Origin of the sequence: Brevibacterium picturae (assembly GCF_030453725.1) — a bacterium.
GTDB classification, from domain to species: Bacteria; Actinomycetota; Actinomycetes; order Actinomycetales; family Brevibacteriaceae; genus Brevibacterium; species Brevibacterium sandarakinum_A.
Window position 1 is genome coordinate 1 of sequence record NZ_JAKDJU010000091.1, and the last position, 12,080, is coordinate 12,080.

Genomic DNA, 12,080 nt, shown 5'->3' on the forward strand with positions numbered 1-12,080 from the left:
TGACGATGACGATGGGGATGACGACGGCGGTGACGATGACGACTGACCGTCCGATTCGGATGACCGTGCAGAATCGCCTGACGATCACAGTCGCCGTTCTCTCCGTGCTCGCGCTCACAGTCGTCGGCCTCGTCCTCTACACCGTCGAAGCGAACAATGTGGCTGGCCGCAATGCTGCGTCCATGTCGCAGGAGATCGCGGAGATGCGCACGTTCGCCCAGAACGGAGTCGACCCCGAGACGGGAGAGCGCTTCACCTCCGTCGACCAGATCCTCAGCCAGTTCCTCGCCCAGAACCAACCGGACGAAGATGAGGTCCTGTTCGCCTTCCTCACCGATGGACGCGTCCTCTACCAGGGAGAGAGCAATGCCGCACTGAGCGGCTCCAAGGAATTCGAGAAGGCCGTCGCCGGAGTCTCCGCGGACGGCGGCGAGATCAATCTGACTCTTGCCGGAGACGACTACGAAGGCTATGTCCTTCCGATCACCGTCGGCGGTCAGACGGGATCATTCGTCGTCGTCCACAATGTCAGCGCCAGCCATTCCGACCTCACGCAGGTCATGCAGATCTACACCGTCGTCGCTCTGGCCGCAGCATTGGTCATCACCGGAATCTCTTCGGTCCTGGCCCGTCGGCTCCTGTCCCCGGTGACCGAGCTGCGACAGACCGCGCAGTCGATCTCAGGAGGTGACCTGAGCAATCGGCTCGCCACCAGAGGCAATGACGACCTCGCCGAGCTGGGGCGCACGTTCAACGACATGCTCGACCGGCTCGAATCCGCGTTCGAGACGCAGAAGCGATTCCTCGATGACGTCGGCCACGAACTCCGTACACCCCTGACCATCCTCAGCGGACACCTCGAGACCATGGACTCCCAGGATGTCGACGATGTCGACGAGACACGAACGCTGCTGCTCGATGAAACGGACAGGATGGCCCGCCTCGTCGACGAGCTGCTCATTCTCGCTCGCGCTCGCCGCCCGGACTTCGTCCGCACTGCTGAGGTCGATGTGCCCTCGCTGCTGGGCGACACCCTGGCCAAGGCCAAGGGGCTGGGGCAGCGTGAGTGGCAGGTCGCGACACCTCCGACCATCTCGTTCTGGGCCGATCGACAGCGATTGACCCAGGCTCTCCTCCAATTGGCCGCGAACGCGGTCGAACACACCGAAGAGGGCCAGTCGATCACGTTCGGCGCAGGCCACGACGACAGCCACATCCACCTCTGGGTTCGTGACGAAGGCAGCGGTGTCCCGGATGAGATCGCAGCCGACATCTTCGACCGATTCAGCCGTGGATCGACGGAGGGCAATGGGTTCGGCCTCGGTCTGTCCATCATCAAGGCCATCGCCGAGGCGCACGGAGGGACCGTCGTCCTTGATCACGCCTCCAAGGGTGCCCAGTTCCGAATGATCCTGCCGAAAGGACCGCAGTGAACAGAATTCTCGTTGTCGAAGATGAGGAGCGGATCTCCGCCTTCATCGCCAAGGGCCTCAAAGCGGCCGGATTCAGCACAGAGATCGCCCGCGACGGCATCGCCGGCCGTGATCTGGCGCTGGCCGGAGACTTCGACCTGCTCGTCCTCGACATCGGGCTGCCGGGCCTCGACGGCTTCAGCGTGCTCAGCCAGCTGCGCACCCAGCGCCCCGACCTGCCCGTCCTTGTGCTCACGGCACGTGATGACGCCGACGACACGATCTACGCCCTGGAATCCGGTGCTGCCGACTACATGATCAAACCCTTCCGCTTCGGCGAGCTCCTGGCCCGCATCAGGCTGCGCCTCAAGGAGACTGTGGTCGAGGCACCGAAGACGGAGCTCATTCGCGGAAACGTGCGCATCGACCTGCTCAAACGGCAGGTGTGGGTGGCCGGGAAGATCGTCGACCTCTCCGCACGTGAACTCTCGCTTGCGGAGATCCTGCTGCGCAACCGCGGCAATGTGCTCTCTCGCGAACAGCTGCTCTCACACGTGTGGGGCTTCGACTTCGACCCCGGCTCAAACGTCGTCGACGTCTACGTCGGCTATCTGCGCAAGAAGCTCGGCAACGACTTCGTCACCACGGTGCGAGGATTCGGCTACCGCGTGGACTGAGTTCGACCCTAAGAGTCTTCTCATCTGCGTCTTAACTCCACCTTAATCAGGCAGACCAGGATGAAGAGTATGAATTCCACTCTGAGAATCGCACTGTTCTCCCACGACTCCCTGGGTCTGGGGCACATTCGCCGAAACCGTGCCCTGGCCTTCGCCCTGGCCGAGGACCTCCCTGCACTGACCGGTCGCAGAGTGAGCGGACTGCTCATCGCAGGCAGCCCTGAAGCCACTCGCTTCGATCTGCCGGCCGGGTGGGACTGGGTGATCCTGCCCGGTGTGACACCGTCCGCTGGCGGCTACGAGCCCCGGGCGCTGGCCTCATCGATGGAAGGACTCAGCGCCCTGCGGGCCGCCGCGATCACAGCGATCCTCGACCAGCAGGACCCTGACCTCTTCATCGTCGACCGTCATCCCTTCGGCATCGATGGTGAGCTGAACGAAGCACTCGACCATGTTCGGGCTCGCGGCTGCCGTACGGTCCTGGGGCTGCGTGAGGTCCTCGACACACCCTCCGTGATCGCACGCGAATGGGACCGCATCGGCGGAGCCTGCACCGTCGCCGCTGCCTTCGACGAGGTCTGGATCTACGGTGATCCGGCCGTCTACGACTCTCGAGTCACTGGTGAAGTCCCGGTCGAACTCGCACGCATCGCAGAATGCACCGGTTATCTGGCCTTGGAGCGCCCCACGGAGCGCCCTGCGGAACGCACCCGGCAACGAACCGCGACTACTCAGGGACGATTCGTCCTCACCTGCCTGGGCGGAGGCTCCGACGGTGCGGATCTCGCAGCTTTGGCGGTGCGGGCACGACCTCCGGTCGGCCACACCCACCTCGTCGTGACAGGGCCCCAGATGGCAATCGAAGAGTTCGAAGCTCTCAAACGATCCGCAGCCGAGTCGACCATCGTCATCCGACACAGCGACGACGTGCCCGGCCTCATGGCCCGGGCCTCTGCGCTGGTCTGCATGGGCGGGTACAACACCCTCAGCGAGGTGCTGGCGACAAGCACTCCGGCACTCGTCGTCCCGCGCAACGGGCATCGGGCCGAGCAGCCTCGGCGTGCATCGGCGCTTGCTGCGGTCGGCGCGATCGACACCCTGTCCATCGATCGCATCAACTCATCGGAACTCAGCGAATGGTTCAGCCGCCAGGTTGATCGGTCCATCGAGCGTTCGCACATCGACCTGGCTGGGCTGGCCGCCGTCGCGCACCTCGCTGCCGAACTCATCGGACCGCACATCACAGACATCGTCCCTGACCACAGTGCCTCGACCCTCGGCACCGTCGCTTCAATCGAGGAGGCCAGCTATGCAGGCTGAACACGTACCAACACCCGCACCCACACTCGAGCCCGCACTCACACACACGGTCGGCAAACGCGCCTATGTGCTGAAGATGTACCCGCGCTTCTCTGAGACCTTCATCGTCTCGGAGATCCTCGCCCGGGAAGCAGCGGGGGAGGACCTCATCATCTTCTCCCTGCGCCCGACGACCGACACCCGCTTCCATCCCGAGCTGGCACGGGTCAAAGCTCCCGTGATCCAGATCGAACGGCCCTCGAGCGCCCGCAGCTTCTGGCAGACCTGGCAGGAGGGCACACAGAATCCGCAGCTCTCCGCGCGACTGCAGGCCCACCTCGGCGACATCACAGAACTCGGCCACGACGACGCGGTCCAGGCCATGGGCGTGGCACGTCTGGCCCTCGAACACGAGGTCACCCACCTGCACGCCCACTTCGCTTCGGTGGCGACGACGGTGGCTCGAGCAGCCTCGGCGCTGTCCGGAGTTCCTTACTCGTTCACGACGCATGCGAAGGACATCTTCCACGAGAGCGTTGAGCCTGCCGACCTCGTGCGGAAGGTCGCAGACGCCGACCATGTCATCGCGATCAGCGACTACAACCACAGCTTTCTGCACCGTATCCTCGGCCAGGAACTCAGCGAGCGTCTGGTCGTTGTGCGCAATGGGCTCGAACTCGACCGCTTCCCCTACCGGCCTCGAATCGCCACGCGACCAGACACGCCACCATCTGCCGTCCCGTCCCTGTTGGCGGTCGGGCGACTTGTTGAGAAGAAGGGATTCGCGCATCTGCTCACCGCGCTCGCCCTCCTGCGCGACAACGGCCTGCCCTGCCGACTCGACCTCGTGGGCACCGGCCCGCTCGAGGCCGAGCTGCGCGAACTCATCGACACCCTGGGCCTCACCGAGCTCGTCGCCCTGCACGGAGCACTGACCCAGTCCGAGGTCCGCGACATGTTCGTCACCCACGACCTGCTCGTCGCCCCCTTCGTCATCGGCGCCGACGGCAACGCCGATGGCCTGCCGACAGTCCTGCTCGAAGGCATGGCCACCGGAATTCCCTGCATCGCCGGCACCGTCACGGCCGTGCCCGAGGTCATCATCCATGATGAGACCGGCTGGCTGGTCGATGGTGACGACTCAACGCAGATTGCGTCCACCATCGCCGAGGTGGTCCATCGTCTGCGTGAGAATCCGGCGTCCATCCGTGAGATCACCGATGCCGCCCGCGACCTCGTGTGCCGAGAGCACGACTCACATTCCCAGGCACGCACACTCGCAGACCTGGTGAACGGGGGAATCGTCACGGAGCCCGAGGAGGCAGCCGGGACCGTTGCAGCAGCCGAGGCCGGCCGAGCCGCACCGACCACCGGCCGAGCCGCACCGACCATCGGCCGAGCCGCGCCGACCATTCAGCGTGAACTGGAGAACGTGTCATGAGAATCGCCTACATCCTGCTCGACCCGGGCATCGGAGTCTTCGGCACCAAGGGTGCCAGCGTCCATGTCCAAGAAGTCGTCCGCACCTTCCGGAACCTCGGACACGAAGTCAGCATCTTCTGCACCCGCACAGATGACGACATCCCGGCCGACCTGGCCGACCTCGACATCACCCGCCTCGAGGTGCCTCGGGGCCTGGACCGAGGACAACGGGAGATCGCCCTGCTGCGCCTGTCCGACATGCTCGCCGATATGGTCGTGAACACCGCGACAGAAGCCGGCCAGAGCTTCGACCTCGTCTATGAACGGTATTCGCTGTTCTCGACCGCTGGAGCCCAAATCAGTGAGCGCCTCGGCGTGCCTCTGGTTCTCGAAGTCAACGCACCGCTGTTGGCGGAGCAGAAGCAGCATCGAGGGCTCGTCCACGCCGAGCATGCCGCCCGGACCACGGCCCGCAGCTTCGTCGAAGCCGAGCGGATCGTCTGCGTCAGCACGACGGTTGCCGAGTGGGTGAGGCGTGACTATCCGGGGCTGCGAGACGTCTCGGTGGTCCCCAACGGTGTCAACACGAACCGGATCACCCCGGCCGCACAGACCAGCCTCGGCGGGCCGGTGCGGATCGGATTCGTGGGCACACTCAAACCCTGGCACGGCACAGACCGACTCATCGACGCCTGCGCCGATCTGCACGGGAACGTCCATCTCGATATCCTCGGGCACGGACCCGAAGCGCAGTCCCTGCAGAAGCAGGCGAAGACCCGTCGCCTCGGTGATCGTGTGACATTCCACGGTGCCCTCGCACCAGAGGAGATTCCCTCGCGCCTGCGCACCTTCGATATCGCCGCAGCCCCGTACCCGGCGGGGGAGAACTACTTCTCACCGCTGAAGATCTACGAGTACCTGGCCGCGGGCCTGCCCATCGTCGCATCGGCCGTCGGTTCGATACCCGACGTTCTTGAGGGAACGGGTGCCGCGACCCTGGTGCCCGCAGACGACACCGATGCCCTGACCCATGCCCTGCAGAACCTCATCGAGGACCCCGAGGCGCGTCATCGCATGGGTGCCGCGGCCCGGTCCGAAGCGCTCGCCCACCACTCCTGGACCAGCCGCTGCCAGGAGATCCTGGAACCGTTCGTCATGGAGTCGGTATGAGTCAGACCCCGAAGCGGGAGCAGACCCCGAAGCCGAAGAAGTCGCGAACGACGATCTCGTCCGGGGCGCTGAAGCGGACCCTGCGAATCCTCACCCCTCACCTGGGTCAGCACAGGTGGCTCATCCTCGGCGGATTGGCGGCGCTGTTCTGCGATGTCATCTTCCGCATCCTTGAACCCTGGCCGATCAAGATCGCCATCGACGCCGTGACCTCCGCACTCGGTGCCGAGATCGGACCGATCATCGGCATCGGATCGAATGTCGGAATGACGCTGGCCGCAGCGGCGACCGGATTGGCCGTCATCGTGGCCGGACGAGCCGTGGCGAACTATGCCTCGACCATCTGCTTCGCGCTCGTCGGTGCCCGGGTCGCGACCCAACTGCGCTCGCGGGTCTTCGAACACGTGCAGGCCCTGTCGCTGAAATACCATTCGCGAGCTTCGATCGGAGACACCTCGCAGCGGCTCGTCGGTGACATCGGACGACTCCAGGAAGTGGCCGTGACGGCGGGTCTGCCGCTGGTGGGCAATGTCGTCACTTTGGCCGTCCTCCTCGTCGTCATGGTCATCCTCGACCCGGTGCTCAGCGCAATCGTGCTCATCACTGCTGCGGTCTACGGACTGCTGTCGAAGATCTCGACGCCGAAGATCACGACGGCCTCCCGCTCGACCCGCAAGGGCGAAGGCAGGCTCGTCGGCTCCGCGGCCGAGGCACTCGGTGCCATCCGCGTCGTCCAGGCCTACGGCCTCGAAGGCACGGTGGCGCGCGAATTCGCCAACGGAAACGAGCGCGCACTCAAGGCAGGGGTGCGAGCTCGTCGCCTGGCTGCGGGGCTCGAACGATCGACGGACGTGCTCGTCGGCGTCTCCCAAGCCTTGGTGCTCGTCTTCGGCAGCTACCAGGTGCTGCGCGGGGCGATGTCCCCGGGCGACCTGGTGCTGTTCATCATGTACCTCAAGATCGCGATGAAGCCGCTGCGTGATATGGCCAAATACACTGGTCGGATCGCCCGCGCCACCGCCTCCGGGGAGCGGATCGCCGACCTCCTCGACGAACCGATCGAGATCGCCGACGCCCCCGGTGCACACACCATGGGCCCCGTCGCCGGCGACGTCGTCTTCGACCGCATCACCTCGGCGGACGGGCATGGGAACCCTCTGTTCAATGATCTGAATCTGCTGATCCCTGCAGGACAGAAGGTGGGGATCCTCGGCGCCTCCGGAGCCGGGAAGTCCACGCTGATGAGCTACCTGCTGCGGCTCTCACAGCCGGAATCCGGCTCGATCTTCATCGACGGCTACGATACCCACAACGTCACCAGATCCTCGCTGCGATCGAATGTGTCAGTGCTGCTCCAGGAATCGGTCCTGTTCGCCGCGACCGTGCGGGAGAACATCCGCTACGGTCGCTTGGACGCCACCGACGCCGAGGTGGAGGCCGCGGCCCGTGCCGCCCAAGCCGATGACTTCATCTCGGGCCTTCCCGACGGTTATGAGACCGTTCTGGGCAACCGGGGCGACACCCTCTCAGGAGGGCAGCGCCAGCGCCTGGCCATCGCCAGAGCGCTCGTCCGCGACGCTCCCGTCGTCGTCTTCGACGAGGCGACGACGGGACTCGACCCGGCGACCCGTGGGCAGGTCGCGGGCTCGGTCGCCACGCTGACGACGGGACGCACGAGCATCGTCATCAGCCACGATCTGGCGATGATCCGCGATCTCGACCGGGTGCTGTGGCTCGAGGACGGTCAGATCGTCGAAGACGGAGCGCCGAACGAACTGGCCGCCGACCCGGGAACCAGAGTCGCCGAGTGGATGCGTTCACAGGCCGGGGATTCCCAGATCGGGAACACGCCCCGGGCTGAGGGGAACACGCACGAGAACTTAGGAGCGGGAGTATGACGACTGTTCGCGAAGCCGATGACGCAACCGCAGCATTTGCGGGACTGCCGTATGTGACAGAGCTCAGGTCCGGTGAGGCTCTCTCGCAGCGTCTGGGCATCGCCGTCGAACCGACTCGGATCCGGGTCAAACCCGGCCGCAGCGCCATCGTCTCCTGGGTGCGTGAGGAGAAGGGCCGCCTCGGCGAGGATCAGGACTGGGGGTGGAGCGCGGTGGTGACCGGCGCGGACAAACTCGCCAACATTCGCAGACGTGCCGCGGCCCGGAACGAGACGGTGACCGTGCACGAATGCAGCGAGCCGCGATCTGCCGGAGCCACGGGCAGCGTGCTGATCAGCGGTTCGGTGCGAGCCGACTCGAAGCTGGAGAAGGAGATCGCCCGCGCGACTCGGGAATTGACCGGCGTCGACGATCAGTCCGGAGAGCTCGAGATGATCGGCTACAACCCCGGTCGGCGCGTCCTGCTCAAGCACACTCGGCGAGAGTCCGGAGCCTGTGAGTTCGTCCGCATCGGCACAGGCTCCCAGCAACACCTGGTCGAGACCGCCGCTCTGTGGGCCGACTGGGGCCTGCCCACTCTGCCCGTCGAGGCCCTCGGCAGCAGGGGCACGGCCGTGCGCTCGCCCTGGTGGGGGGTCGGCGATCTCGAGACCCAACCCGAGATGGGTATGGCCGAGGAAGTGGGGGTGATCATCGCAGAGCTTCATCGCCACACCCCCGCCGAGGTGGGGCATCGGGCCCGGGTGTCTCCACTGGAGCAAGCGGCAGAGACCGCGACCGTGGTGGCGCAGCTGCTGCCAGAGGTGGGCAGTGCGGTGGCGGCCATTGTGCGGACGCTTCACCATCGGCTCGGGTTCGAGATCGGCACAGGTGCTGGTGGACGTGGTGAAGCAGGTTCCGGCGATCGCGCCATCCACGGCGATCTCAGCCCCGACCAGGTCCTCGTCGGTCACTCGGAATGCCGCATCATCGACCTCGACCGGGCCGGAGTCGGGCCGACCGGAATGGACCTCGGTCGATGGGTGGCCGCCTGCAGACAACGCGCCGATGCACAGGCCCGAATCCTCGAGACCGGTTTCCTCGACGGCTACCGCAGCGCCGGAGGTGCGGACGTCGACGTGGAAGCGTGGGCCGCCTGGGCGATGCTCGTCACGGCCCTCGAACCGTGGCGCACCTGCCGAGCCGATTGGCGACGGGCCACACTGCAGATCATCGGGGCAGCGCAGGACTCGTTGGCCGCGAGCAGAAATCGGGTGTCATGATGACCTCACGCATCATCCCGGAGGTCGTCACGGTCGACGGTGAAGAATGGCCGGTGCGCCGGGCATGGCCGGCCAGCCGCGATCGCATCGCCATCGAGGCGGAGAAGAACTCGGCGATCCGAGCCGGATTCCTCAGCATCGACCGAGACCGTGTCGGCATGTTCGCCTCGGGCAGAGACCCCAAGCTGCCTGGGCTCGAACGCCTCCTCACCGCCGGTGAAACTTCGGGTGCCGGCAGCACTGGAAACCGCTTGATCTCCCACCGGCCGGGTAAAAGAGCGGTGGTCCGGTTGGCGGACGGTCACTTCGCCAAATGTGTGCGCACATCACGGGCGGCAGACATCATCGCCGGCCAGGACAGGGCCGAAGCATTCCGGAACGCTCTCGCATTGCCGAACGTCCTCACTGCCGATGATTCGACAGTGGTGCTCAGCGCCCTTCCGGGCGTCGAACTTCACGACCCGGGCCGTCTGGGTGCCGATTGGACCCGCGCATGGGGTGAGGCACTCGATGCGTGGGCGCTCGCCGCGGACAGCTTCGCCGTCGACCGTTCTGCCGTGAACTCTGCCGTGCACGGTTCCGCTGTGGGCCCCGCACCGCTGACCTCTCTGCCGACCCATTCGGCGGACTCGGAGGCACGGGTGCTCGACGAGTGGCGGGCCCGTGCCCATCACTTCCTCGGACCGAGGGCCGCCGAGGTGGATTCCCTGATCACAGAGGTGCGCGGTGACCTCGTCAACGACGATGCCGCCTCGTCGGGGGAACGGAACTGGGGGCCGATCCACCGGGACCTCCACGACAAGCAGATCATGTGGGACCCGGTCGCCGGGCCCGGACTGCTCGACGTCGACACCGCGTGCCTCGGCGAACGCGAACTCGACCTGGGCAACCTTCGTGCACATGCGAGGTGGCGTACCCACCAGGGGATCTGGACGGTCGACGACGCCGAGGTGGTGTTCCGGGAGATCTCCCGCGTCACCTCGGCGAGCGGACTGGACCCAAGGAGGGTCAGCGTCTATGAGCGCTCGACCCTGTTGCGACTGGTCTGCGTCTACGCTTTCCGGCCGAAGTGGAACGATCGCACGGGCCTGCTGCTCGACGCGGCACGCTAGCCTGGACGCATGTTGATTCGCGACGGGAACCGATGGATTCTGCCCGCCGACCCGCGTGCAGTGGGCAGAATCTCGCGAGTCTCACGTGTCCTGGGCATCATCTGCGCGTTCATCGGCGGGTGGGCGCTGCTCTGCGGCCTCGGCGTTCTCATCGTCGGTGGCGTCCTGTTCGCTGCGATCTCCACCGCGGGCCCGGGCAGCACCGCCACCGCCCGCTGGGGCATCGGCGGCGGACTGGTGGTGTGCGGAATCGTCTTCGCAGGGGCAGGAGTCGTGCTCTTGGTGCGGGATCGGAAGTTGCAGAGCAATCGCAGGGCGCCCGTGCTGACCGTCGACGGGCGTGGAGTCACGATCGCCGGAATGGGGTTCGTGACATATGCGGATCTCGTCTCGGTCCGGGCGCGCATCGGTCCGCGGCCCGTCCTCTGGTCGACGAGTTTCGGCAAGACCGCCGGCAATGAGCTCGGGGCGAAAATGACCGGCCGCCCTCGGATCGTTCACGAGCTCAACATCCGCCGACGAAGCGGGCCCGATATTCGAGCCGACCTGTCCATGCACACGAATGCTGCGGGATTCACGCGGCTGGTGGCGCAGCTGCGGGATCTTCTTGCTCCGTGCTCAGTTCCGGTCGAGTTTCACTCCTGAGCAGCTTCACTCCTGAGTGCTGCGGCGGGCATCGCCCCAGATGTCGACGCCCGAGTCGACGGCAAATTCGTCGATCTTCTTCAGCTCGTCAGCGCTCAACGGTTCGGAGCTGAGAGCCGCGACATTGTGTTCGAGCTGCGCGACACGGCTGGAGCCGATGACCAGCGACGACACCCGATCGTCGCGGAGTGCCCAGCTCAGAGCCATCTGGGCCAGGGATTGTCCGCGTGCCGCAGCAATGTCGTTCAGGCCGCGAATGCGCTCGAGGTTGTCCTCGGAGAGGAACCCGTCCTTGAACGAGGGCGTGGCCTTGCCGGCCCGTGACTCCTCGGGAACTCCGCCGAGGTACTTGTCGGTGAGCAGACCCTGCGCGAGCGGGGAGAACGCGATGACGCCCAGCCCCTCGGCCTCCGTGGTCTCGAGCAGACTGTCGGATTCGATCCACCGGTTGACCATCGAATACGAGGGCTGGTGAATGAGCAGCTCAGTGCCCAGATCCTTCGCCAGCGCCGAGGCGCGGGCCGTGTCGGCCGCCGAGTACGAGGAGATTCCGGCGTAGAGGGCACGGCCTGAGCGCACCGCCGTGTCGAGTGCTGCGATGGTCTCCTCCAAAGGAGTCGAAGCATCGGGGCGGTGGGAATAGAAGATGTCGACATAGTCGAGGCCGAGTCGGTTCAGCGAGGCATCGAGGCTCGAAAGCAGATACTTCCGACTTCCGCCCGGACCTCCATAGGGGCCAGGACGCATCCCCCATCCCGCCTTGGTCGAGATGATGAGTTCATCGCGGTAGGCACCGAGGTCTTCGCGCAGCAGCCGACCGAAGTTCGTCTCGGCCGAGCCGGGAGGCGGACCGTAGTTGTTCGCCAAGTCGAAGTGGGTGATGCCCAGATCGAAGGCCCGGCGCACGATGTCGCGCTGAGTCTGGAAAGCGACATCATCGCCGAAATTGTGCCACAGACCCAGGGACAGCGCAGGGAGGACGAGACCGGAGCGGCCGACCGGGCGATAGGTCATCGATTCGTAGCGATTTTCGGCTGCTTGGTACACGGTGCCTCCTGCGGCGGGAAAGGACTCTGATTGGTCCACTCAGCTTATGCGAGAACGAAGACCTTTCGACGCTGCCTGCACGCGCTCACGTCTGCCTGCACGTGCCCACGGGGCTGGGGGCACGACTGGGTGCAGG

10 protein-coding genes are annotated in these 12,080 nt (G+C 65.6%); 9 read left to right on the plus strand and 1 reads right to left on the minus strand.

The genetic code is table 11. The features are described from left to right. The 9 genes from L0G76_RS10075 to L0G76_RS10115 form a co-directional block, all read left to right on the plus strand. A partial coding sequence (locus L0G76_RS10075; protein WP_369696177.1) for a sensor histidine kinase occupies positions 1-1,433 on the plus strand: 1,433 nt, incomplete at its 5' end. After that, positions 1,430-2,089: a response regulator transcription factor gene (locus tag L0G76_RS10080; RefSeq protein ID WP_304357119.1), complete on the plus strand. Its 660-nt coding sequence runs from the start codon at positions 1,430-1,432 to the stop codon at positions 2,087-2,089. The genes L0G76_RS10075 and L0G76_RS10080, both read left to right, overlap by 4 nt. A 69-nt stretch (positions 2,090-2,158) precedes the next feature. Then, positions 2,159-3,409, plus strand: a complete 1,251-nt coding sequence (locus L0G76_RS10085) for a glycosyltransferase family protein (protein WP_304357120.1) — start codon at positions 2,159-2,161, stop codon at positions 3,407-3,409. After that, positions 3,399-4,829 carry a glycosyltransferase gene (locus L0G76_RS10090; RefSeq protein ID WP_304357121.1) on the plus strand — a complete coding sequence of 477 codons (1,431 nt, stop codon included), beginning with the start codon at positions 3,399-3,401 and terminating at the stop codon, positions 4,827-4,829. The genes L0G76_RS10085 and L0G76_RS10090 overlap by 11 nt, the downstream gene beginning before the upstream one ends. Beyond that, positions 4,826-5,980 carry a glycosyltransferase family 4 protein gene (locus L0G76_RS10095; RefSeq protein WP_304357122.1) on the plus strand — a complete coding sequence of 385 codons (1,155 nt, stop codon included), beginning with the start codon at positions 4,826-4,828 and terminating at the stop codon, positions 5,978-5,980. The genes L0G76_RS10090 and L0G76_RS10095 overlap by 4 nt, the downstream gene beginning before the upstream one ends. Then, positions 5,977-7,878, plus strand: coding sequence for an ABC transporter ATP-binding protein (locus L0G76_RS10100; protein ID WP_304357123.1), 1,902 nt, complete (start codon positions 5,977-5,979; stop codon positions 7,876-7,878). Before L0G76_RS10095 ends, L0G76_RS10100 begins: the two co-directional genes overlap by 4 nt. Continuing rightward, entirely contained in the window at positions 7,875-9,140 is a 1,266-nt protein-coding gene (locus L0G76_RS10105; RefSeq protein ID WP_304357124.1) for a phosphotransferase, read from the plus strand. Before L0G76_RS10100 ends, L0G76_RS10105 begins: the two co-directional genes overlap by 4 nt. Then, positions 9,140-10,252 (plus strand): aminoglycoside phosphotransferase/kinase family protein, encoded by a 1,113-nt coding sequence (locus L0G76_RS10110; protein WP_304357125.1) that lies wholly within the window; start codon positions 9,140-9,142, stop codon positions 10,250-10,252. The genes L0G76_RS10105 and L0G76_RS10110 overlap by 1 nt, the downstream gene beginning before the upstream one ends. A 9-nt stretch (positions 10,253-10,261) precedes the next feature. After that, positions 10,262-10,897 (plus strand): hypothetical protein, encoded by a 636-nt coding sequence (locus tag L0G76_RS10115; RefSeq protein ID WP_304357126.1) that lies wholly within the window; start codon positions 10,262-10,264, stop codon positions 10,895-10,897. 6 nt (positions 10,898-10,903) lie between these two features. Here the strand turns inward: L0G76_RS10115 and mgrA are convergent, their stop codons facing one another. Continuing rightward, positions 10,904-11,944 (minus strand): L-glyceraldehyde 3-phosphate reductase, encoded by a 1,041-nt coding sequence (mgrA, locus tag L0G76_RS10120; protein WP_304357127.1) that lies wholly within the window; start codon positions 11,942-11,944, stop codon positions 10,904-10,906. Positions 11,945-12,080: the final 136 nt, after the last annotated feature.

Coding starts and splice junctions, on each gene's coding strand:
- L0G76_RS10085 (WP_304357120.1), top strand. CDS start 2,159: ATGAATTCCACTCTGAGAATCGCACTGTTCTCCCACGACTCCCTGGGT.
- L0G76_RS10090 (WP_304357121.1), top strand. CDS start 3,399: ATGCAGGCTGAACACGTACCAACACCCGCACCCACACTCGAGCCCGCA.
- L0G76_RS10095 (WP_304357122.1), top strand. CDS start 4,826: ATGAGAATCGCCTACATCCTGCTCGACCCGGGCATCGGAGTCTTCGGC.
- L0G76_RS10100 (WP_304357123.1), top strand. CDS start 5,977: ATGAGTCAGACCCCGAAGCGGGAGCAGACCCCGAAGCCGAAGAAGTCG.
- L0G76_RS10105 (WP_304357124.1), top strand. CDS start 7,875: ATGACGACTGTTCGCGAAGCCGATGACGCAACCGCAGCATTTGCGGGA.
- L0G76_RS10110 (WP_304357125.1), top strand. CDS start 9,140: ATGACCTCACGCATCATCCCGGAGGTCGTCACGGTCGACGGTGAAGAA.
- L0G76_RS10115 (WP_304357126.1), top strand. CDS start 10,262: ATGTTGATTCGCGACGGGAACCGATGGATTCTGCCCGCCGACCCGCGT.